General features: G+C 72.4%; 20 protein-coding genes and 2 pseudogenes. 13 read left to right on the top strand and 9 right to left on the bottom strand.

The window, feature by feature from the left end:
- Positions 1 to 36: 36 nt before the first annotated feature.
- Positions 37 to 450, bottom strand: a complete 414-nt coding sequence (locus BUE41_RS16625) for a DUF5318 domain-containing protein (protein ID WP_073458018.1) — start codon at positions 448 to 450, stop codon at positions 37 to 39.
- 186 nt (positions 451 to 636) lie between these two features.
- Here BUE41_RS16625 and BUE41_RS16620 point away from each other — a divergent pair, with 186 nt between their 5' ends.
- The 3 genes from BUE41_RS16620 to BUE41_RS16610 all read left to right on the top strand — a co-directional run bounded on the left by BUE41_RS16620 (position 637) and on the right by BUE41_RS16610 (position 3,489).
- Positions 637 to 1,734, top strand: a complete 1,098-nt coding sequence (locus BUE41_RS16620; protein WP_073458017.1) for an inositol-3-phosphate synthase — start codon at positions 637 to 639, stop codon at positions 1,732 to 1,734.
- Positions 1,735 to 2,177: 443 nt separating this feature from the next.
- Complete coding sequence (locus tag BUE41_RS32695) at positions 2,178 to 2,732, top strand: C40 family peptidase (RefSeq protein ID WP_073458016.1); 555 nt, start codon at positions 2,178 to 2,180, stop codon at positions 2,730 to 2,732.
- Positions 2,733 to 2,811: 79 nt separating this feature from the next.
- On the top strand, positions 2,812 to 3,489 hold the full coding sequence (locus BUE41_RS16610; protein ID WP_073458090.1) for an SDR family oxidoreductase: 678 nt from the start codon (positions 2,812 to 2,814) through the stop codon (positions 3,487 to 3,489).
- Here BUE41_RS16610 and BUE41_RS16605 read toward each other — a convergent pair.
- Together BUE41_RS16605 and BUE41_RS16600 are read right to left on the bottom strand one after the other, a co-directional pair.
- Positions 3,470 to 5,422: an RNA polymerase sigma factor gene (locus BUE41_RS16605; RefSeq protein ID WP_073458015.1), complete on the bottom strand. Its 1,953-nt coding sequence runs from the start codon at positions 5,420 to 5,422 to the stop codon at positions 3,470 to 3,472. The two genes, BUE41_RS16610 and BUE41_RS16605, sit on opposite strands and share 20 nt — an antisense overlap.
- Positions 5,419 to 5,754 (bottom strand): YciI family protein, encoded by a 336-nt coding sequence (locus tag BUE41_RS16600; protein ID WP_073458014.1) that lies wholly within the window; start codon positions 5,752 to 5,754, stop codon positions 5,419 to 5,421. Before BUE41_RS16600 ends, BUE41_RS16605 begins: the two co-directional genes overlap by 4 nt.
- On the opposite strand from BUE41_RS16600, the pseudogene BUE41_RS32945 reads away from it, so the two are divergent.
- From BUE41_RS32945 to BUE41_RS32940, 4 genes and pseudogenes are all read left to right on the top strand, one after another.
- Positions 5,735 to 6,585, top strand: a pseudogene (locus BUE41_RS32945) (DUF998 domain-containing protein). The gene BUE41_RS16600 and the pseudogene BUE41_RS32945 sit on opposite strands and share 20 nt — an antisense overlap.
- Before the next feature lie 28 nt (positions 6,586 to 6,613).
- Positions 6,614 to 7,381, top strand: a complete 768-nt coding sequence (locus BUE41_RS16590; protein ID WP_073458013.1) for a UPF0158 family protein — start codon at positions 6,614 to 6,616, stop codon at positions 7,379 to 7,381.
- Positions 7,381 to 7,788 carry a hypothetical protein gene (locus tag BUE41_RS31975; protein ID WP_073458012.1) on the top strand — a complete coding sequence of 136 codons (408 nt, stop codon included), beginning with the start codon at positions 7,381 to 7,383 and terminating at the stop codon, positions 7,786 to 7,788. Before BUE41_RS16590 ends, BUE41_RS31975 begins: the two co-directional genes overlap by 1 nt.
- A complete protein-coding gene (locus tag BUE41_RS32940; protein ID WP_407691672.1) occupies positions 7,718 to 8,245 on the top strand; it encodes a putative quinol monooxygenase in 528 nt (175 codons plus the stop codon). The genes BUE41_RS31975 and BUE41_RS32940 overlap by 71 nt, the downstream gene beginning before the upstream one ends.
- A 67-nt stretch (positions 8,246 to 8,312) precedes the next feature.
- On the opposite strand, the gene leuS is transcribed toward BUE41_RS32940, so the two are convergent.
- Entirely contained in the window at positions 8,313 to 11,180 is a 2,868-nt protein-coding gene (gene leuS / locus BUE41_RS16575; protein ID WP_084755213.1) for a leucine--tRNA ligase, read from the bottom strand.
- A 200-nt stretch (positions 11,181 to 11,380) separates the two neighbouring features.
- Between leuS and BUE41_RS16570 the strand changes: the two genes are divergently transcribed.
- Positions 11,381 to 11,842: an SdpI family protein gene (locus tag BUE41_RS16570; RefSeq protein ID WP_073458011.1), complete on the top strand. Its 462-nt coding sequence runs from the start codon at positions 11,381 to 11,383 to the stop codon at positions 11,840 to 11,842.
- A 15-nt stretch (positions 11,843 to 11,857) separates the two neighbouring features.
- Here BUE41_RS16570 and BUE41_RS16565 read toward each other — a convergent pair whose 3' ends face one another.
- The 4 genes and pseudogenes from BUE41_RS16565 to BUE41_RS16555 form a co-directional block, all read right to left on the bottom strand.
- Positions 11,858 to 12,106, bottom strand: coding sequence for a hypothetical protein (locus tag BUE41_RS16565; RefSeq protein ID WP_073458010.1), 249 nt, complete (start codon positions 12,104 to 12,106; stop codon positions 11,858 to 11,860).
- A 234-nt stretch (positions 12,107 to 12,340) separates the two neighbouring features.
- Positions 12,341 to 12,478, bottom strand: a complete 138-nt coding sequence (locus BUE41_RS31965) for a hypothetical protein (protein WP_234997314.1) — start codon at positions 12,476 to 12,478, stop codon at positions 12,341 to 12,343.
- Between the two features lie 182 nt (positions 12,479 to 12,660).
- Positions 12,661 to 12,960: pseudogene (locus BUE41_RS32935) on the bottom strand (DUF998 domain-containing protein); the annotation flags it as partial.
- A 108-nt stretch (positions 12,961 to 13,068) separates the two neighbouring features.
- Complete coding sequence (locus BUE41_RS16555; protein ID WP_234997312.1) at positions 13,069 to 13,623, bottom strand: YqgE/AlgH family protein; 555 nt, start codon at positions 13,621 to 13,623, stop codon at positions 13,069 to 13,071.
- A 76-nt stretch (positions 13,624 to 13,699) separates the two neighbouring features.
- Here BUE41_RS16555 and BUE41_RS16550 point away from each other — a divergent pair, with 76 nt between their 5' ends.
- Positions 13,700 to 15,037 carry an MFS transporter gene (locus BUE41_RS16550; RefSeq protein ID WP_234997310.1) on the top strand — a complete coding sequence of 446 codons (1,338 nt, stop codon included), beginning with the start codon at positions 13,700 to 13,702 and terminating at the stop codon, positions 15,035 to 15,037.
- A 120-nt stretch (positions 15,038 to 15,157) separates the two neighbouring features.
- On the opposite strand, the gene BUE41_RS16545 is transcribed toward BUE41_RS16550, so the two are convergent.
- The gene (locus tag BUE41_RS16545; protein ID WP_073458087.1) at positions 15,158 to 16,618 is read right to left on the bottom strand and encodes a CCA tRNA nucleotidyltransferase; all 1,461 of its coding nucleotides are present in this window, start codon (positions 16,616 to 16,618) and stop codon (positions 15,158 to 15,160) included.
- 370 nt (positions 16,619 to 16,988) lie between these two features.
- On the opposite strand from BUE41_RS16545, the gene BUE41_RS16540 reads away from it, so the two are divergent.
- From BUE41_RS16540 to BUE41_RS16525, 4 genes are read left to right on the top strand one after another with little or no spacing between them, the layout of a single operon-like run.
- Complete coding sequence (locus tag BUE41_RS16540) at positions 16,989 to 17,792, top strand: IclR family transcriptional regulator (protein ID WP_200803946.1); 804 nt, start codon at positions 16,989 to 16,991, stop codon at positions 17,790 to 17,792.
- A 41-nt stretch (positions 17,793 to 17,833) separates the two neighbouring features.
- On the top strand, positions 17,834 to 18,919 hold the full coding sequence (locus tag BUE41_RS16535; RefSeq protein ID WP_073458007.1) for a substrate-binding domain-containing protein: 1,086 nt from the start codon (positions 17,834 to 17,836) through the stop codon (positions 18,917 to 18,919).
- A 32-nt stretch (positions 18,920 to 18,951) separates the two neighbouring features.
- Entirely contained in the window at positions 18,952 to 19,968 is a 1,017-nt protein-coding gene (locus BUE41_RS16530; protein WP_073458006.1) for an ABC transporter permease, read from the top strand.
- On the top strand, positions 19,965 to 21,482 hold the full coding sequence (locus tag BUE41_RS16525) for a sugar ABC transporter ATP-binding protein (RefSeq protein WP_084755203.1): 1,518 nt from the start codon (positions 19,965 to 19,967) through the stop codon (positions 21,480 to 21,482). The genes BUE41_RS16530 and BUE41_RS16525 overlap by 4 nt, the downstream gene beginning before the upstream one ends.

Raw genomic sequence — 21,482 nt, 5'->3', positions numbered from 1 at the left:
CGCGTTGATCACTCACCGCTAGTCCTCGTCAGATCGTCATTCGGCGGCGGTCCGTCGGGGGTCGGATCGCCGGGGCTTGCCGGGGGGAGCTCCGGAGCCCGTCACGTACGACAGCACCAGGTGGTTCCAGCTGCAGGTGCGGCACACCTCGACCTGGTACACGGAGAACTCGCCGTAGAGGTTCGCCAGCTGGTCGATCTCGGCGGGCTTGCGGGCCGATCCGGCCACGTGCTTGAGCTCCTCGCCGAAGACCCACGAGACCAGCGAGAGCCTCTCCCTGCCGCAGACCGGGCAGAGCTCGTCGCTCTCCTCGCCGTGGAAGCGCGCCGCGCGGAGCAGGTACGGACTGGCGTCGCAGACCTCGTCCGTCCCGACCTTCCCGGAGCGGAGGTCGGCGAGCAGCGCACGGCGCTGCAACGCGTAGTCGACGACCTGTCGCTGGGTGCGCACCTGGTCAGGGTACGCGGCAGACCCACCCGTTCGGCCGCACCGTCCCTCGCGCAGGTGGTGCGCGGTGCCTCGCGAGGGGCGAGCGGTTAGCGACTCAGAGGCGTGATGCGGATCTCGACCCGCTGCGCCGACCGCGCGCGAAGCTACTGTTACCCAGGGTTGTGTGTTCGAACGACAGGAGGCGACATGAGTCCCGCATCTGGCAAGAAGACGGTGCGCGTGGCGATCGTCGGTGTCGGCAACTGCGCGGCGTCCTTGGTCCAGGGTGTGCACTACTACGCCGACGCGGACCCGGCGACGCGTGTCCCCGGTCTCATGCACGTCGACTTCGGTGGCTACCACGTGGGTGACATCGAGTTCGTGGCCGCCTTCGACGTGGACGCCAAGAAGGTCGGCACCGACTTGTCCGAGGCGATCGTCGCCAGTGAGAACAACACCATCCGGATCGCCGACGTCCCGCCGCTGGACGTGACGGTCCAGCGCGGCCCGACGCTCGACGGCCTCGGCCGCTTCTACCGGGAGACGATCGAGGAGTCGGACGCCGAGCCGGTCGACGTGGTGCAGGCGCTGCGCGACGCCGAGGTGGACGTCCTGGTGTCGTACCTGCCGGTCGGCAGCGAGGAGGCCGACCGCTTCTACGCCCAGTGCGCGATCGACGCCGGCGTGGCGTTCGTCAACGCGCTGCCGGTGTTCATCGCCTCCGACCCCGTGTGGGCGGAGAAGTTCCGCGCGGCCGGCGTGCCGATCGTCGGCGACGACATCAAGAGTCAGGTCGGCGCCACCATCACCCACCGGGTGCTGGCCAAGCTGTTCGAGGACCGCGGCGTGCACCTCGACCGCACCATGCAGCTCAACGTGGGCGGGAACATGGACTTCCTGAACATGAAGGAGCTGGAGCGGCTCGAGTCGAAGAAGATCTCGAAGACGCAGTCGGTCACCAGCCAGGTCGCCCGGGACCTGGGGGCCAAGAACGTGCACATCGGCCCGTCGGACTACGTGGCCTGGCTCGACGACCGCAAGTGGGCCTACGTCCGGCTGGAGGGCCGCGCGTTCGGTGACGTGCCGCTCAACCTCGAGTACAAGCTCGAGGTGTGGGACTCGCCGAACTCGGCGGGCATCATCATCGACGCCATCCGCGCGGCCAAGCTCGCGAAGGACCGCGGCATCGGCGGCCCGGTCCTGTCGGCGTCGAGCTACTTCATGAAGTCGCCGCCGGAGCAGTACAGCGACGACGAGGCCCGCGAGGCCGTCGAGGCGTTCATCCGAGGCGAGCGCGAGCGCTGAAGTACTTCCACTTCAGCAACCTTTTCAAAAAAAGTCCTCGGGGCGCGGCACGAGTGAAGTTCACTCGGTCGTCGCAATAACGGGCGGGTAACGGCCGAATGCTTGACGCAGGTCACGGTAGATGCGCGTGATCTTGACCCAGATCCCGCGCAAATTAGTACGAACGGAGCAACGAGGTCCGGTGATAGCCCTCACCGAAACTCGTTGCGCGGATGTTAGATACGTCATACCCATTCCGTTTATCCGTTCGTAACGTTCCCGCCCGGCCTCACGGGCCGGCGCTCATCCGGAGCGTCGGACGTTGGGGTCACCGCCGGACAGGCACGCAGGGGTGCGGGCCGGCCACCGCGCCGGCCCGCACGCCGTCCCCGCGCGTCGTCGACGTCCACCCCCCCATGGACGCGCATCGACCGTCCGGCGGTGCGACACCCGAGGAACGACCCGTGCCCCAGCACACCCCCGACCCGACCTTCCGTCGGACCTTCGGCCGCGCCGTCGTCACCACGTCGGTGGCTGCCCTCGCTGCGCTGCTGCCGGCGACCCCGGCGTTCGCCGCCCCCGCCGACGGCTCCGCAGCCGTCGTCACCCCCGTCGCGCTGACGACCACCACCATCGACCCCACCGGCGCGGTCCTGGCCGACCACGTGCAGGCGCAGCGCGCCTCGAGCGCGCTGCAGCTGGCCCTCTCCAAGATCGGCAAGCCCTACAAGTGGGGTGCCGCCGGTCCCAACGCCTTCGACTGCTCCGGCCTGGTCAGCTGGGCCTACAAGCAGGTCGGCGTATCGCTGCCGCGCACGAGCGCGGCACAGGCCCGCGTGGGCAAGCCGGTCGCGAAGTCCGACCTGCGCCCCGGCGACCTGGTCTTCTTCTACAAGCCGATCAGCCACGTCGCGATCTACATCGGCAACGGCAAGGTCGTGCACGCGAGCACGAGCGGGCAGCCGGTGAAGATCTCCGACCTCAACCGCATGCCGTTCACCACGGCCCGGCGCGTCTGACCGGTCCGGATCTCGTGAACGGTCCGTCACGGAGGGCGCCCAGGTAGGGTCGCCCTCCGTGACCGGACCTGCGCCTCACCTGCGTCCACTCGCCCTCGTGACCGGAGCGTCGCGAGGGATCGGTGCAGCCGTGGCCCGCGTACTGGCTCCCGGCTACGACGTCCTGCTCGGCGGCCGCGACACGGCCAGGCTCGAGGCGCTGGCCGCCGAGCTGCCCGGGGCCCGCGCGTGGCCCGTCGACCTGACCGACCACGACGAGGTCGCCGAGGCCGTCGGTGGCATCGACAGCCTCGACGTGCTCGTCCACTCCGCGGGCATCGGCGAGATCGGGACCGTGGCCGACACGCCCGCCGAGGTGTGGCGGCGCGAGTACGAGATCAACGTCGTCGCCGTCGCCGAGCTGACCCGGCTGCTGCTGCCGGCCCTGCGCCGGGCGGGTGGCCGGGTGGTGCTGCTCAACTCGGGCTCCGGGCTGGTCGCCCGGCCCGGGTGGGGCCCGTACGCGGCGAGCAAGTTCGCGCTGCGGGCCTTCGCCGACGCTCTGCGCGCCGAGGAGGCCCCCAACGGCGTGCGGGTCACGTCGCTGCACGTGGGCCGGACCGCCACCGACATGCAGCGGCACGTCGTCGAGCAGGAGGGCGGCACGTACGACGCCGACCAGTACCTGCGGCCGGAATCGGTCGCAGGGGCCGTGATGGTGGCGGTGACCGCTCCGGACGACGCGGCGCTGACCGAGCTCAGCCTGCGGCCCTTCTAGGCCCCTCCACGGTCCCGCGCAGGCTGCGCAGGGTCGCGCCGCCGGACGCCTGCTTGAACAGGTACTCCGCGCGCGGGTAGGACAGCCGTCCGCGGCCGGTCTCCGGGCAGAGATCGGCCGGCGCGCGCGGCCGGCCCGGACCGGGCCGGCGCGCGGCGAGGAACACCGGACCGCGCCTGCGTCCGCCCACCAGCTCGGCGAGCAGGGCCGACGTCGCCGCGTCCCAGCGGATGCCGCCCGCACGGTGGGCGGTGAGATCGAGGTCCTCGACGTCGAGCGCGAGCACGGCGGAGACCGGGGCCCCGCTGACCCGCAGCAGCTGCCACAGCGCCCGCTCGCGCAGCGGCGCGTTCTCGACGGCGAGCGCGAGGCGGTCGACCGGCAGCGGCCGGGTGCGCCGCCGCGGCGCGGCCCGACGGGGCAGCAGCGCGTCGAGTCCGGGGACACCGGCCCACGCGGCGAACGCCCGCACCGCGGCCCGGTGCCGGTTCCACGTGGCCGCGGCGGCGTCCGCCCAGGCCGTGGTGACGACGCGGGCGACCGCCTGCGCGGTCAGGTCCGCGACCGGCAGGTCCGGGCCGAGATCGCGGCGCAGCCGGTGCAGCGTCTGGGCGTAGGAGCGCGCGGTCGACGGTGAGCAGCCGGCGAGGAACTCCGTCACGGCCGGGCCGAGGGCTGGGCCAGCAGGCCGCTGCGGCCCCAGCGCCGCGGCCCGGCGCTCCCACACCGTGCGCTCGGGGCCGCTGGCGGTGAGCTCCGCGGCCCGGCGGAACTCCGCCCGTGCATCGGCCACCCGACCCGCCCTGGCCAGCAGCTCGCCGCGGGTGCCGGGCAGCAGCGCGTAGCGGGCGAGGGCGGGCTCGGCCAGCAGCGGTTCGACGAGCCGCAGCCCAGCGTCGGGGCCCTCGACCATGCTGACCGCGACCGCCCGGTTCAGCGCGATGACGGGCGATGGCTGCACCCGGACCAGCAGCTCGTAGATCCCGGCGATCTGGCGCCAGTCGGTCTCCGCCGCCGTGCGCGCCCGTGCGTGGCAGGCCGCGATCGCCGCCTGCAGCACGTACGCGCCGGGCGGGCCACCGGCCCCCCGGGCACGCAGCAGCGCCGTGAACCCGGCCCGGATCCGGTCGGCGTCCCAGAGGGAGCGGTCCTGGTCCTGCAGCAGGATCGGCACCCCGTCGGCGTCGACCCGGGCGGCGCGGCGGCTGTGCTGCAACTCCATCAGCGCGAGCAGGCCGTGCACCTCCGCGGAGTCGGGCGCGAGATCGGCGAGCATGCGGGCCAGCCGGATCGCCTCGTCGCACAGCGCGGGCCGCAGCCAGTCGGCCCCCCCGGTGGCCGCGTAGCCCTCGTTGAAGACGAGGTAGAGCACGTCGCTGACGGACGCGAGCCGGGCGGCCCGCTCCGGCCCCTCCGGGACCTCGAACGGCACCTGGGCCACGGCCAGCGCCCGCTTGGCCCGGCTGATCCGCCGCACGATCACCGGCTCGGGCAGCAGGAACGCACGCGCGATCTCGGCGGTGGTGAACCCGGCGACCACGCGGAGGGTCAGCGCGACCCGGGCCTGCGGGTCGAGCACCGGGTGGCAGGCGACCACCATGAGCCGCAGGACGTCGTCGGTGAGCTCGCCGCCCGGATCGGGAAGCACCTCCTGCGGCTCCTCCTGGAGCCTGCGGGCCAGCTCGGCGCGGCCGCGATCGGTGCGCGCCCGGCGGCGCAGCGCGTCGACCGCGCGGCGGCGGGCGACCGTGGTCAGCCATGCGGCGGGGTTCTCCGGAACTCCGGTCGCCGGCCACTGCTCCAGCGCCGCGACCAGGGCGTCCTGCGCCAGTTCCTCGGCCAGGCCGACGTCGCCGGCGAGCAGGCGGGCCAGTCCGGCGACGATGCGCGCGGACTCGGCCCGCCAGACCTCACCGACGACGTCGGGTGTCACGCGGTGTCCGGACCGAAGACCTGGTACATCGTCGACTCGCCGTCGCCGAGCACCTCGTGGAACCGCTTGGTCAGCTCGAGCGCCTCCTCCCGCGAGGGCACCTCGAGCAGCGCGAAGCTGACGATCGCCTCCTTGGTCTCGGCGAACGGGCCGTCGGTGACGGTCAGCTCGCCGTTCTCGCTGCGCAGCCGCGTACCGGCGTCCAGGCCGCCGGTGGCGACGAGCACGCCCGCCTTGCTGAGCTCGGCGATGAACTCGCCCATGCGGGTGTAGAGATCGGGATCGACCTCGCCGCTGTGGCCGCTGTCCTTCATGGTGAACAGGAACTGCACCCCGTCCTCCTCGTGGTCGTTGTGCTCTCGGACGCAGGTGCGTCGCCCGGGATTATGTGACAGGGAACGCCTGATGCGACAGGGAACGCACATCTTCCCTGTTCAGACGCCGTGTCCGGACTGCGACGAGAACGGTGCCGACGAACGAGCGCACCTGTTCCCGTCAGCTCCGAGAGGACCGACCATGACCGTGACCGCCGCCCGCACCCGCACCCACGACGTCCGCACCCGGCGCCTGCTCGCCGGGCTCGTCGCCGCACCCGTCGTCTTCGGCGTCGTCTCGCTCGCGCAGGCGTTCACCCGCGAGGGCTTCGACCTCGTCCGCTTCCCGATCAGCATGCTGTCCAACGGCGACCTCGGCTGGTTGCAGATCACGAACTTCGTGGCAGCGGGCTGCTCACGCTCGCGGGCGCGCTCGGCCTGCGGCAGGCGCTCCGCGGCAGCCCCGACGGGGTGTGGGCGCCGCGGCTGGTCGCCGTCACCGGGATCGGGCTGGTGCTGGCCGGCCCGTTCGTCCTGCAGGGCGGGGGCGGCTTCCCGGTCGGCGACCCGGGCGTGCCCGGCATGACCGCGAGCACGATCGGCCACCTCGTCGTCGGCACGATCGCGTTCGCGGCGCTGATCGCGGCGAACTTCGTCGCCGGGCACCACTACTCCCGCACCGGTCAGGCGCGGCTCGCCCGGGGCTCGCGCCTCGCCGGTGCGGTGTTCCTCGCCGGGGACCTCTACTCGACGGCGGGCGGGTACGCCGGTCCGCTCGTGCTCGCGGTGACCGTGCTCGTGGCGATGGGCTGGCTGGGGGTCGTGGCCGCCGTCGAACGACGGCGCTGATCGGCCCGGCGGACACTAGTCTCGCCGCATGCTGGAGCCGGCCGCCGTCGATCTCGGGGCGCTCGCGCAGGCCCTCGACGACCGCACGAACGGCCGCTCGTGGTGGATCGACCGGCACAGCGGCGCGATCCGCAGCCTGACCCGCGGCGGCGATCCCGAGGCGCCGGAGGAGCTGGCCGCGGTGGGGTGGGTGCGGATCCGGCGCACGGAGAGCCGCGAGAGCTACCGCGACATGGCCGACTTCGTCGCCTCCGTGCACCGCCGCCGCGCCGCCGACCTGCTCGACCGGGCCATCAACGGGCCGGGGGCGTTCCGCCGGTTCAAGGACACACTCGTCGAGTTCCCCGACCTGCGCGACGCCTGGTTCCGCTTCCGCGACGCCCGCGGCCGCCGGCGCGCGCTCGCGTGGCTGGTGAACGAGGGGTTGATGGACCCGCTGGTCGCCGACCGGGCCGCCGCCGAGCACCCCGACCCGACCGGGGACGACGCCGACCTCGCCGCGGCCGTCGCCGTGGACCTGTCGATCCTCTACGGCGACCGGCTCGACCGGGTGCTCGTCGTCGGCCCGTGGGCGCAGTCGGACCTGCCGGAGATCCCCGCGCTGGACCTCGTCGTGGTGCTCTGCGCCATGCAGTCGCCGTGGGCCGAGCTGGACCGCATGGATGAGCTGCTGTGGCGGCACAGCGTGCGGTCGGGCATCGCCCTCACCGCCCTGCCGGTGCGGGTGGGGGAGCTGGAGCAGGCGCAGACGGCTCGGCTGCGCCGCGCCGCTGCCGAGGCGGTGAGGATCGTCTAGTGAGCGTTCCCGCCCCGATCGGCCGAGCTCGCGACGAGCTGACAGCCGGGCACGTGCTCGCCGTCGCCGGGCTCACCGCCCAGTCGGTGGCCGTCGCGCTGCGCGGAGCGCTGCAGGTAGCCGAGGCGGCGCTGCTGCTGCTCGATCGGGTGCCGCCCGCCGGGGAGTCCGCCGTCGTCGCCGCGTTCCTGCGCCACGTGGTGCGCGAGCGCGGGCTCGACCCCGAGGCCGGGCGGCGGCTGCGGCTGCTGCTCAACCGCCAGCAGCTCGCCGAGATCGGTGCCCCGCCGCTGGACGTGGCCCAGGCGGCGCTGGACGACGCTCGGTGCGTCATCGATCTGGTCGGGGAGTGGATCTGCGTGTCGGAGGAGGTGGCCCGGGAGCGGGAGCAGAACCGGGAGCGATGATCTGCCGTCGCGGGCCGAGCGCACGCCGCTGCCTCCGGCGGCCGCGCACGCAGGGTCCGGATCCTCGTCAGCTGAACGGATCGGCCGGCACAGGAGCGCCGGTGGTGCGCGGAGGTCGGAGCGACCGACCGGAGGCACCCATGATCTTCATCGTCATCCGCATCGACGTGCGCCCCGACCAGCGCGAGGCCTTCTTCGACGGCATCGTCCGCTACTCGGCCCAGGTGCGCGAGAACCCGGCAACCTGCGCTTCACCTGCTACGAGAGCGTGGAGGGCGGCGACGAGTACGTCGTGCTCGCCGACTACGCCGACCAGGCGGCTGGCGAGGCGCACGTGCGCTCCGAGCACGCGCAGTGGTTCTTCGGCCGGCTGCCGGCGGTCGTCGCCCGCGCGCCGCGGATCGTCCACCAGGAGCTGCCACCGGGCTGGACCGGGTGGAGATGGCCGAGGTCGTGATGGCCGAGCAGACGTGACGCGGCCGGGTGAGCAAGCATCACCCGGCCGCGTCGTGCTCTGATCGGACCTACCCGACGACGTTCACCAGCCGCCCGGGCACCACGATGACCTTCTTCGGGGTGCGCCCGGCCAGCAGCTCCACGACCTTCGGGTCGGCCAGCGCCGCGGCCTCCAGTGCGGCGTTGTCGGCGTCGGCCGGGACGGTCATGCGCGAGCGCACCTTGCCGTTGACCTGGATCGGGTACTCGACCGTGTCGACGGTCAGCCAGCGCTCGTCCGCCTCCGGGAACGGCCCGTACGCCAGCGACTCCTCGTGACCCAACCGCTGCCACAGCTCCTCGGCGATGTGCGGCGTCAGCGGCGCCATCATCAGCACCAGCGGCTCCGCGGCCGCGCGCGGCACCCCGACCTTGCCGTAGGTCTTGGTCAGGTGGTTGTTGTACTCGATCAGCTTCGCCGCGGCCGTGTTGTAGCGCAGCGCCTCGAAGTCCTCACGGACCCCGGCGATGGTGCGGTGCAGCAGGCGCATCGTGTCGTCGTCCGGGGCCTCGTCGGTGACCCGCAGCTCGCCGGTGCGCTCGTCGATGATGTTGCGCCACACGCGCTGCAGGAACCGCTGCGAGCCCACGACGTCCTGCGTCGACCACGGCCGCGACGCCTCCAGCGGGCCCGTGGACATCTCGTACAGCCGGAACGTGTCGGCGCCGTAGCGCTCGCACATCTCGTCGGGCGTCACCACGTTGTTCAGCGACTTGCCCATCTTGCCGTACTCGCGGTTCACGGGCTTGCCGTTCCACGTGAAACCACCGTCGGGGTTCTGGACGACCTCCTCGGCGGGCACGTAGACACCGCGCTCATCGGTGTAGGCGTAGGCCTGGATGTAGCCCTGGTTGAACAGCTTGCGGAACGGCTCCTCGGCGCTGACCTCCCCCAGGTCGTACAGCACCTTCTGCCACATCCGCGCGTACAGCAGGTGCAGCACGGCGTGCTCGACGCCGCCGACGTACAGGTCGACCCCGCCCGGGTCGCCGGGCTTGTTCGGGTCCGGGCCCATCCAGTAGCGCTCGACCTCGGGGTCGACGAAGCGCTCGTCGTTCTCCGGGTCCAGGTAGCGCAGGTAGTACCAGCAGGAGCCGGCCCACTGCGGCATCGTGTTGGTCTCGCGCCAGTGCTTGTCGTCGACGCGCACCCAGTCCTTGGCGCGCGACAGCGGCGGCTCCGGCTCGGAGTCGGCGTCCTCCGGGTCGAACGTCTTCGGCGAGTAGTCGGCGATCTCGGGCAGCTCGACCGGCAGCTGGTCCTCGGGGACCGGCAGCGGGCCGTCCTCGTCCCAGATGATCGGGAACGGCTCGCCCCAGTAGCGCTGCCGGGAGAACAGCCAGTCGCGCAGCTTGTACTGCACGACCGACTTGCCGTAGCCCTTCTCCTCCAGCCAGTCGATGATCGTGCGCTTGGCGTCGGCGACGTTCAGACCGTTCAGGCTGATCTCGTCGTTCGCGGAGTTGATCGCCGGCCCGTCGCCGGTGAACGCCTCGCCGTCCCAGTCCTCGCCCGGGTCGACGGTGCGGACCACCGGCAGGCCGAACACGGCGGCGAAGTCCCAGTCGCGCTGGTCCTGGGCGGGCACGGCCATGATCGCGCCGGTGCCGTAGCCCATCAGGACGTAGTCGGCGATGAACACCGGGATCTTCTTGCCGTTGACCGGGTTGGTCGCGTACGCACCGGTGAAGACACCGGTCTTCTCGCGGTTCTCCTGGCGGTCCAGCTCGGACTTGCGCGAGGTGGCCCGCTGGTAGGCCGTCACGGCCTCGGCCGGCGTCGCCGCGCCGCCCGTCCAGCGCTCGTCGGTGCCCTCGGGCCACTCGGCGGGCGGCAGCTGAGAGGCCAGCGGGTGCTCGGGTGCCAGTACCATGTAGGTCGCGCCGAACAGCGTGTCCGGCCGCGTCGTGAACACCTCGATGTCGACCCGCTCACCCGTGTTCGTGGTGGTGGGGAAGCGCACCTGAGCGCCCTCGGAGCGGCCGATCCAGTTCCGCTGCATCGCCTTGACCGACTCCGGCCAGTCGACGCGGTCCAGGTCGTCGATCAGCCGGTCGGCGTAGGCGGTGATGCGGATCATCCACTGCTTCAGGTTGCGGCGGAAGACGGGGAAGTTGCCCCGCTCACTGCGCCCGTCGGCGGTGACCTCCTCGTTGGCCAGCACCGTGCCCAGGCCGGGGCACCAGTTCACCGGCGCCTCGGACACGTACGCCAGCCGGTAGGAGTCGATCACCTTCCGCTGCTCGGCGGTGGTCAGCTCGCACCAGCCGCGCCCGTCGGGGGTGCGGCGCTTGCCCTGGGCGAACTCCTCGACCAGCTCGGAGATCGGGCGGGCCTTCTGCTGCTCCTCGTCGTACCAGGACTCGAAGATCTTCAGGAAGATCCACTGGGTCCAGCGGTAGAACTCGACGTCCGTGGTGGCGACGGAGCGGCGCGGGTCGTGCGCCAGACCCAGCTGCCGCAGCTGCGCCTTGTAGCGGCGGATGTTGTCCTCTGTGGTCTTGCGCGGGTGCGCGCCGGTCTGCACGGCGAACTGCTCGGCCGGCAGGCCGAACGCGTCGAAGCCCATCGCGTGCAGCACGTTGTGGCCGGTCATCCGCAGGTAGCGGCCCAGGACGTCGGTGCCGATGAAGCCCAGCGGGTGCCCGACGTGCAGCCCCTTCCCCGACGGGTAGGGGAACATGTCCAGCAGGTAGACCTTCTCGCCCTTGATGGCCTCCGGTGTGGCCCACGGCCCGGCCGGGTTCGGGGTGTGGAAGGTGCCGCGTTCCTCCCAGAGGTCCTGCCAGCGCCGCTCGATCTCCGCCGCCAGCGCGGCGTTGTAGCGGTACGGCAGGGCATCGGGATCGCCCGACGGCTCCGCCGGGGCACCGGTCGTGGTCGTGTCCGTGGTCATGTCCCGCTCCAGGGAAGGTCGTTGTCGGCCCGAAAACCAGAAGACCCCTCGTGCCCGTGAGCATGAGGGGTCGGCCGCGCCGGCGTGGATGTCTGTCTTCGCTACCTCGGCGCGGCCGGCACGAGAAGTCGGCGGGCCACGTCTTTCAGGGTAACGCCGCTGGCCGCGGGCCTGCGATCGGGTTCGCCTACCCTGGACCGGTGCCCGCGTACCTCGGTTCCGTCCTCGGCGGCCTGCTCCTGCTCGCCGGCCTGCTGCTCCTGGCCACCGCGGCCCTCGGCGCGCGCGGGCGGCTGCCGCGCAACCGGTTCGCCGGGGTGAAGACCCGCGCGACGCTCGCCTCCGACGCCGCGTTCCAGGTCGCCAACAAGGCAGCGGCAGTGCCCTTCGCCGCAGCGGGCGCGGTCGGCGCGCTGACCGGCGGCGTGCTGCTCACCGGGCCCGGCGCGGGCCTGGCCTGGGCGCTCGTCGTGATCGGGGTGATCGGGGTGCTGGTGTTCACCGGCATCGCCGGCACCGTGGGCGACCGCGCCGCGGCGGCAGTCCGGCCCGCGCCCATGCCGGTCTGCGGAGGCTCGTGCCCGGGCTGCGATCGGGTGGCCGGCTGCAGCACCGGCAGCGGCGAGGACAGCACCGAGAACACCGCCGAGCGGACGAGCTGACCGACGAGAGCTGGATCACGTCAGCGCCGAGGCACGGCCGGCCAGGTAGCGCTGCTGCATCGGGTTGACCGCCAGGCCCGCTGCAGCCAGGAACGTCGCACGGGCACCCGCGCGATCGCCGGAGCGCTCCACCAGGTGCGCCCGCACCGCCGGCACCCGGTGATCGCGTGCGAGCCGCGGGTCGGCCGCCACCTCGTCCAGCAGTGTCAGCCCGGCCGCCGGGCCGTCCACCACCGCGACGGCGAGCAGGTGGTCCAGGCGCACGATCAGGTTGTCGTCGATCCGCAGCAGGAGCTCGGACAGCGCGACGATCTGCGGCCGATCAGTGGACTGCGCGTCCGGGGCCTCGTCGTGGCCGGCCGCGATGGCCGCCTGCAGTTGGTACGCCCCGACCGGCCCCGGGGCAGCGCCTCCATGACCAGCGCTGTCCCTTCGCGATCACGCCCGCGTCCCGCAGCAACGGTCCTGCTCGGCCATCGGGATCGGCAGCCCGTCGCGTCAGAGCGGGCGGCCCTGCGCGCTCCGCAGGCGCAGCGCCAGCGCGGTCGTCCAGATGCACAGCGCGAGCGCCGCCAGCGCGAGCCGGATCGTGATGCCGTCGACCCCGGGCTGCCCCAGCAGCCCGACGACCACCACGGCCGTGGTCCCGTCGAGCAGCGCGGCGGCCGATCACGAGGCACGCCGCGACGAGCGCCAGGATCCCGATCACCGACACCGCGTAGTGGAGCTGGAAGTACCAGCTCATCGCGCCGAGGCAGTCGGGAGGCGTCCCGACCGGGAATCCGCCGCACGGATCCGCGGTGGACGCTCCCGACCAGCCCGGCGCCGTCGACGCCGACGAGCACGCCCGCGGCGCGGCCCCGCGTCCGCCGCACGGCGACCGCGAGCGCGATCGCCAGCAGACCCGCGCCGACGAACCCGGCGATCTGCACCCAGCCCGTGGAGCCGCGGCTCAGCCCGCTCAGCGCGTGCCGGGACAGGTCGAACCCCCACGCGTCAGGACCCCCGGTGCCGGACACGGCCACGAAGCGCGGCCCGGCGAACGCACCGGCCGTCAGGAGCGCGCGAGTGGTCCCGGCTCGAGCAGGGGCAACAGGAGCATCAACCGTGGTGGCCATGACGGCCGCGGAACGGACACACCCGCGCGGAGATTCGTCCGGCGGTCCTCCGCACGATCCGGACGCGCCAGGCGCGACCGCCCTCGCCGGGCGCGTCGGCGCACCCAGCTAGTTGCGCCGCACGTCCACCGGGTACGTGGCCAGCAGCGCCAGGGGCATGCCCTGACGGCGCAGCACGTGCTCCCAGAGCCCTCTGTCGTGCCCCGACAGGACGTCGTCCGGAAGGGCGGGCACGACGATCCAGTCCCCACGGGCGATCTCGCCCTCCAGCTGGCCGGCGTCCCACCCGGCGTACCCGGCGAACACCCGCAGCCCGCGCAATCGTTGCTCGAGCGCGCGCGGATCGGACTCGAGATCGACCAGCGCGACCGGTCCGCGTACGGGTACCAGGCCGCGTACGGCCCTCGGGTCCTGCCCCGCGCGGAGCGTGGCGAGGCACAGCGCCGTCTCGTTCTCGACTGGTCCTCCGACGAACACTGCGTGCGGTCTCGACGCGAGCGGTGCCCACGAGGGGAGCACGTCACGCACCTGCACCTCGCTCGGCCGGTTGAGCACGACGCCGAGGCTGCCGCGCGCACGGTGCTCGATCATGTACACGACCGTGCGGCGGAAGTTCGGGTCGGTCAGACCGGGTGCAGCGATGAGCAGACTGCCCGGTTCCACATCGAGACCTTCACCGGATCGGGCGTCCACCACGGTCTCATCGTCGCACCTGCCCGAGCGCGTAGCCTTGCCCACCGTGCCCACGCCTTCCGCCACGCCCCGTGAACAGGGCGTGACCGGGGATTCCCGCCCCACGACCGACCGGCTCGGCGTGGTGCGCCTGCTGCGCACCCGGGGCTACCGCAGGCTGCTCGCGGTCCGGTTCGCCACCCAGTGGGGCGACGGGCTGTTCCAAGCCGCGCTGGGCGCGTCCGTGCTGTTCAACCCGCAGCGGCAGGCCGATCCGCTGGCCGTCGCCGCCGGGCTGGCCGTGCTGCTGCTGCCGTACTCGCTGGTCAGCCCGTTCGCCGGGGCCCTGCTCGACCGGTGGGACCGACGGCTGGTGCTCACGGTCGCCAACCTCGCGAAGGCGGCGATCATCCCGCTCGTCGCGCTGCTGGTGCTCGCCGGCAACCAGGGCCCGCTGTTCTACGTCGGGGCGCTGGTGGTGGCCGGGATCGGCCGGTTCGCGCTGGCCGGGCTGTCGGCGTCGCTGCCGCACGTGGTGCCCAAGCACAACGTGGTGGAGGCGAACACGCTCGCCGTGACGATCGGCACGGGCATGTCCGCGCTCGGGGCGGGCAGCGCGGTCGGGCTGCGGCACGTGTTCGGCGGGGACGACGCCGGATCGGCCGCCACGATGTCGGTGTCGATCCTCGGAGCGGTGGTCGCGGCGCTGATCGCGGTGCGGTTCTCCCGCGAACGGCTGGGCCCCGACCAGTTCGACGAGCACCCGCAGGCCCTCATCGCGGTCGCCCGCGGCCTGCTCGACGGGGCGAAGGCCTCGCTCGCCACCCCGACGGTGACGTCGTCGTTCTTCGCGCTGGGCTGCCACCGGCTGGCGTTCGGCATCAGCACGCTGCTGACGCTGCTGCTCTACCGGTACGCGTTCGTCGACGAGGGCGTGTTCCGAGCCGGGCTGGAGGGCATCGGGGAGGCGCTCGCCTGCACCGCCGCCGGCCTGGTGCTGGCCGCGGTGGTGACCCCGGCGCTGGTGCGGTGGATCGGGCGCACGTGGACCGTGCGGGCGGCGCTGATCGCGGCCGTGCTCAGCCAGGTCGTCGTGGCCGCGCTGCTGTCGATGCCCGCAGTGCTCGCCGGCGCGTTCGTGATCGGGATGACCGGCCAGATCGTGAAGCTGTGCACCGACGCCGCGGTCCAGAGCGAGGTGCGCGACGCCGCGCTGGGCCGGGTGTTCGCGCTCTACGACGTGGTGTTCAACGTCGGGTACGTGATCGCCGTCACGGTCACGGCACTGCTGTCCCCGCCCGACGGCCGCGCGCCGCTGCTGCTCGGGGCGGCCGCGCTGCTCTACGTCGTGGGCTACTTGGGGCACGACCTGTTGCTGCTGCTCCGGCGCCGCAAGGCTTCCTGAACCCGGCTCGAGCCGCGCACCGGCCGCGCCGTCCTGAACACCGTCCCCAGAGCAACCAACGGCCCTCTTCGTGAGCACCGTTCCTCACGAAAGCGCCGTTCGCAGCGACCCGGGGCCGGATCAGAGGCCGTGATCAGCCGCCCAGCGCTTGAGCTCGGCCACAGCCTCGTCGTGCCCCAGCGGGCCGCGCTCCATCCGCAGCGCCAGCAGGTGCTTGTACGCCTTGCCGACCAGCGGGCCCGGCGAGATGCCGAGGATCTCCATGATCTGGTTGCCGTCGAGATCGGGCCGGATCGCATCGAGCTCCTCCTTGGCCCGCAGCGCGGCGATCCGCTCCTCCAGCGAGTCGTAGCTGCGCTGCAGCGCGGCGGCCCGCCGCTTGTTGCGCGTGGTGCAGTCGGAGCGCACGAGCTTGTGGAGGCGGTCCAGCAGCGACCCGGCGTCGGTGACGTAGCGGCGCACGGCGGAGTCGGTCCACTCGCCCTTGCCGTAGCCGTGGAAGCGCAGGTGCAGGAACACCAGCTGCGCCACGTCGTCCACGATCTGCTTCGGGTAGCGCAGCTCCCGCAGCCGCTTGCGCACCATCTTCGCGCCGACGACCTCGTGGTGGTGGAAGCTCACCCGACCGTCGGGCTCCTTGCGCCGGGTCGCCGGCTTGCCGATGTCGTGCAGCAGCGCGGCCAGCCGCAGCACCAGGTCGGGCCCGTCGGTCTCCCGCTCGATCGCCTGCTCCATGACGACGAGCGAGTGCGTGTAGACGTCCTTGTGCTGCATGTGCTCGTCGATGGCCAGGCGCATCGCGGGCACCTCGGGCAGCACGTCCTCGGCGAGGCCGGTGTCGACCATCAGCTCGATCGCGCGGCGCGGGTGCTGGCCGAGGATCAGCTTGGTCAGCTCGGCCTGCACGCGCTCGCGGGTGATCCGGCTGAGCTGCCCCGCCATCTCCGTCATCGCGGTGACCACGCGCGGGGCGGGGGTGAGCCCGAGCTGGGAGACGAACCGCGCGGCGCGCAGCATCCGCAGCGGATCGTCGGCGAACGACTCCTCGGGCGTGGCCGGCGTGTCGAGGGTGCCGGCGGCGAGCGCGGCCAGGCCGCCGAACGGGTCGACGAACCGGTGCTGGCCGTCCGGGACCAGCTCCAGCGCCATCGCGTTCACGGTGAAGTCACGCCGGCGCAGGTCGTCCTCGATGGAGTCACCGAACGCGACGACCGGGTTGCGCGAGACGCGGTCGTAGGCGTCGGAGCGGAACGTCGTGATCTCGATCGAGTAGTCGCCGCGCTTCGTGCCGACGGTGCCGAACTCGATGCCGGTGTCCCAGATCGGCCCCCGCCGCGCCTTCAGCAGCGCCACGACCTGCTCGGGCCGCGCGTCGGTGGTGAAGTCGAGGTCGCTCACCGGCCGCTGCAGCAGTGCGTCACGCACGCTGCCGCCCACCAGGTACAGCCGATGTCCGGCCGCGGCGAACTCGGCCGCGAGCTCCTCGGCGACCGGCGGTACCGCGATCAGCTGCACAACCGCATTCTCCTGCGCGCGCTGCAGCTCGGGGTCGACGGCGGGTGCGGAAACTGCAGGAGACACGGCGAACCACTTTACCGGCCGCCGGACGGCGCCCCCGCCGGAGGCGATCGTGTTCCCGGGCACCCGCAACCGGGGCCGAACACGCGACTCGGCGAGTGAGGCAGCGGGTGAGAGGGCGGGTGAGGCGCAGCAGCACTCACCCGACCGGACGTGCGACTCGCCGCGTCGGCCGACCCGGGTCCCGTCACTGACCGCACACCGACCTCGCGAGACTGTCACATCGTGGAATATCGCCACATCGTGGCGCACATGTTCCACGGCGATCCAGCATCTGAAATCCCGAGTTTTCTGGGAGATTTCGACGGACATCTTGACAGATCGCCTGCCGAATCCGCACTCTTTCGCCCGCAACACGACGAGGAGTTGCCACATGGTGGAAGTACAAGGGGCGCAGGCGGCCTACCGGTTGCTCGACGTCCTCAGCGAGCTGGGCATCCAGGCCGGAGGCGCGAACCTCACGAGCCTGTCCCAGGCACTGGACCTCCCGCTCAGCACGACGCGACGGCTGCTGCGCGTGCTGTGCGACCGCGGCTTCGCGGTGCAGGACGAGGTCACCAAGCTCTACGAGCTCGGGCCGCAGGCCCGCCTGCTCGGGACGCTGCGCATCGATCGGCGCTCGCTCGGCGAGCTGGCGCTGCCGGTGCTCGAGGAGCTGCGGGAGACCAGCGGGGAGACGGTCTTCCTGTCGGTGCGCGAGGGCCTGGAGGTCACCTACGTCCAGTGCCTGCGCTCGCCGCACCCGGTCCAGATGTACGGCGAGGTCGGGCAACGGGTTCCGCTGCACGCCACCTCGCAGGGCAAGGCGATCCTCGCGTTCCTGCCCGCGGTGCTCGTGGAGCGGCTGCTCCCCCGGCTCGACTACATCCGGTACACGCCGAACACCGTCACGAGCATGGCGGAGCTCGCCGCCGATCTCGAGCAGGTGCGCAAGCGCCGCTACGCCCTGAACTTCGAGGAGCGCGAGCCCGACGTCCGGTCGGTCGCCACCGCGATCCTCGACCCGCTCGGCAACGCGGTCGCCGCCGTCTGCATCGGCGCGCCGAAGTTCCGGCTCGACGACCACCGGGCGGTCGACGAGTTCGCCCCGTTGCTGATCAAGGCCGCCGAGAAGATCTCGAGCCTGCTCTTCCCGCCGGTCGCGATGGCCCCGGCCCGGCGCTCCCGTCGCACCTGACCCCTCGGCTCTTCCCCCGTCAACGGAAGGAGATCGCACCGATGCGATCGATCACCCTCGGCGCCGCCGTCGTGGCGGCGACCCTGCTGCTGGCCGGATGCGGCGGCTCGACGGCCTCGACCGTCGACGCCCAGGCGATCAGCCCGAACTGCCCGGAGAACGCCCAGCGGATCGCCGAGCTCGAGGAGACCCTGTCGAAGAACCTCTACGGGATCGCCGCGGCCGATGCCGGAAAGACCCTGAACACCAACCCCAAGCCGCTCCCGCCGGACGCGCCGATCAAGATCACCTTCTCGATCGAGGGGCTCTCCCACCCGTTCCTGGTCACCCAGCAGCAGCTGGCCCAGGCGAAGGCCGCCGAGCTCGGGGTGCAGCTGGACGTCGTGAGCGCCAACGACGACGTCAACAAGCAGTTCAACGACATCCAGAACGCGATCGCGAGCGGCTCGAACGCGATCGTGATGATGCCGGCCAACACCCAGGGTCTCAACGCGGTCCTGCAGGAGGCCCAGCAGCGCGACATCGCCTACAGCTTCACGCAGAAGGGCATGCTCGGCGTGAAGCCCGCCTCGCAGGCGCTGGCGCCGTACGCGTCGGAGGGCAAGACGATCGGCGAGTGGATCGTCAAGCACTACGAAGGCCAGCCGGGCGTCAAGGTCGCGATCATCTCCGGCATCACCGGCGACCAGTCCAGTGTGGCCCGCACCAGCGCCTTCGAGCTGGAGCTGCGCAAGGCCTGCAACTTCGAGATCGTCGCCGAACAGCCCGGCCAGTACCGCCGCGACGCGTCGGCCAAGGCGGCCGAGTCGATCCTCGCCGCCCACCCCGACGTCCAGCTGATCTTCGGCGCCAACGACGAGGCCGCGCTCGGCGCGATCTCCGCGATCGAGGCGAGCGGCCGCAGCGGCATCGACGTCATCGGGCTCGACGGCCAGAAGGAGATGTTCGACGCGATCGCCGCCGGCAAGGCGCTGGCCACTGTCCGGCACCTGCCCACGGCGGCCACGGCCGTGGAGTCGACCGTCAAGTACCTGCGCGGCGAGCCCGTCCCCGCCTACTCGGTCCAGCTCGGCGAGCTGGTGACCGCGGAGGAAGTGCGCGCGGGCACCCTCCAGCCGGCCTTCTGACCGTTGCCCGGCCACGACCCGAGGAGCTGCCGATGAGCACGCAGCTGATCGAGAGCGCCCCCGTGACCACCCGGCCCGCGTCCCGGATCCGGTCCCGGGCCGGCGGCCTCGCCGAGCTCGGCCCGATCGCGGCGTTCGCCGTCCTGCTGGTGCTGTTCGCGATCATCGCGCCGAACTTCTTCACGGTGTTCAACCTGACGAACGTCGTGCGCCAGGTGAGCATCACCGCGATCGCCGGGGTCGGGATGACACTGATCATCCTGGTCCGCGGGATCGACCTGTCGGTCGGCTCGCTGGCCGCCCTGACCGGCAGCCTCGCGGCGCTGAGCCTGGCCGCCGACCCGGCAGGGCACTCGCTCGGCGGCGCGGTGCTCGCCGTCCTGCTCGCCCTGGCGGTCGGCGCGGTCGTCGGCGCCCTCAACGGGCTGCTGGTCACGGTCGCGGTGGTGCCGGCCTTCATCGCCACGCTGGCCACGATGACCGCAGTCCGCGGCGTCGCGCTGCTGGTCACCGACTCCAGCCCGGTGTCGATCCCGGACGGCCCCTACCTGCGCATCGGCCTCGGCGACGTGTTCGGCGTCCCGATCCCGGTGATCATCATGGCGGTGGTGTTCGGGCTGGGCTACCTGGTCCTGCACCGGATGAAGATCGGCAGGCGCATCTACGCCGTCGGCGGGAACCCCGAGGCCGCCCGGCTCGCCGGGATCCGGGTCAACCGGGTACTGATGTTCGTCTACGTCTTCGGCGGCATCTGCGTCGCGATCTCGGCGCTCATCCTGTCGTCGCGGCTGTCGTCGGGGCAGCCCGCGGGCAGCGTCGGCCTGGAGCTCGACGTGATCGCCGCGGTCGTGGTCGGCGGCACGAGCCTCTTCGGCGGCCGGGGCCGGCTCGCCGGCACGTTCTTCGGCGCGCTGCTGATCGGATCGCTGGTGAACGGGCTGCAGCTGCTGAACGTGCCCGACTACTGGCAGCGGATCGTCACCGGCGCCGTGATCGTGGCCGCCGTCGTACTCGACCGGCTCGTCCGACGGGACCGCACGACGTCATGACCGGCACGATCTCCGCACCGGCCGACACCGCCTTCGTGCGGATGACCGGCATCACCAAGAGCTTCTCCGGGGTGCACGCGCTCCGCGACGTCACCCTCGACGTGCACCTCGGAGAGATCCACGCACTGGTCGGTGAGAACGGCGCCGGCAAGTCCACCCTGTCGAAGGTGCTGTTCGGGGTGTACGCCCCGGACGCGGGCGAGGTCCTGGTCGACGGGCGGCCCCGGCACGGCGGAGCCGCTGCGTCGGCCGCCCAGGGCATCGCGATGGTGCACCAGGAGCTGACCGTCATCCCGTCGCTGTCCGTCGGCGAGAACGTGCTGATGGGCATCGAGCCGGCGCACGGCTGGTTCATCGACCGCAGGCGGCTGACCGCGCTCGCCCGCACCTACCTCGAGCGGGTCGGCCTGGACGTCGATCCGCGCCGGCCCGCGGCCACCCTGTCGGTCTCCGGGCAGCAGCTCGTGGAGATCGCCCGAGCGCTCGCCCAGGACGCTCGGATCATCATCCTCGACGAGCCGACGTCCTCGCTCGGCCCGGAGGACGCCCGCCGCCTGGTCGGGCTGATGCGGGAGCTGCGCGACGGCGGGCACGGCATCGTGCTCATCAGCCACGACCTCACCGAGGTGCTGGAGGTCGCCGACCGGGTCACGGTCCTGCGCGACGGCCGGCTCGTGGCCTCCGACCGCGCTTCGGCGTTCGACGAGGACGCGCTGATCCGCAACATGATCGGCTCCGACGTCTCGGCGGTGTACGAGCGCGGGGACCGGTCCGCGCAGCGCATCGCCCCGAACGGCCCGGCCCTGCGGGTCGACGGGCTCGCCGCGCCGGGGGTGGTGTCGGCGTCGCTGCAGGTCGCGCCGGGTGAGGTGCTCGGCGTCGCCGGTCTGGTCGGCAGCGGTCGCAGCGAGCTGCTCGCCGCGATCTTCGGCGCCACCCGCGCGACCGCGGGCGCCATGGAGCTGTTCGGCGAGCCGTACCGGCCGCGGCGGCCCGGTGACGCCATCCGCGCCGGGATCGGCCTGGTCCCGGAGAACCGCAAGGAGCAGGGGCTGAGCCTGGACCACAGCATCCAGCACAACTTCGAGCTGGCAGCCCTGGACGCGCTGTCGCGGGGACCGTGGGTCTCGCGAGCCCGCGGCGCCGAGCTCTACGCCGCCTACGCGAAGCGCCTGCGGATCAAGGCGCCCGATCCCGGCGCCCCGGTCGCGACGCTGAGCGGCGGCAACCAGCAGAAGGTCGTGCTCGGCCGCGTCCTGGCGACCGGGCCCCGGGTGCTGCTGCTCGACGAGCCGACCCGCGGCATCGACGTCGGCGCGAAGGCAGAGGTCCACCGGTTGATCCGGGAGCTGGCCGAGTCCGGCCTGGCCATCGTGATGGTCTCGTCCGTGCTCCAGGAACTGCTGCTCACCTGCGACCGCATCGTCGTCATGCGCGGCGGGCGCACCGTCGGCGAGCTCGACGCCGCGAGCGCCGACGAAGAGTCCGTCCTCTCCTACGCATTCAAGGGATGA

It is taken from the genome of Pseudonocardia thermophila, assembly GCF_900142365.1.
GTDB classification, from domain to species: domain Bacteria; phylum Actinomycetota; class Actinomycetes; order Mycobacteriales; family Pseudonocardiaceae; genus Pseudonocardia; species Pseudonocardia thermophila.
The sequence above is the reverse complement of the archived record's forward strand: the minus strand, read 5'-3'. Positions and strand labels throughout refer to the sequence as shown.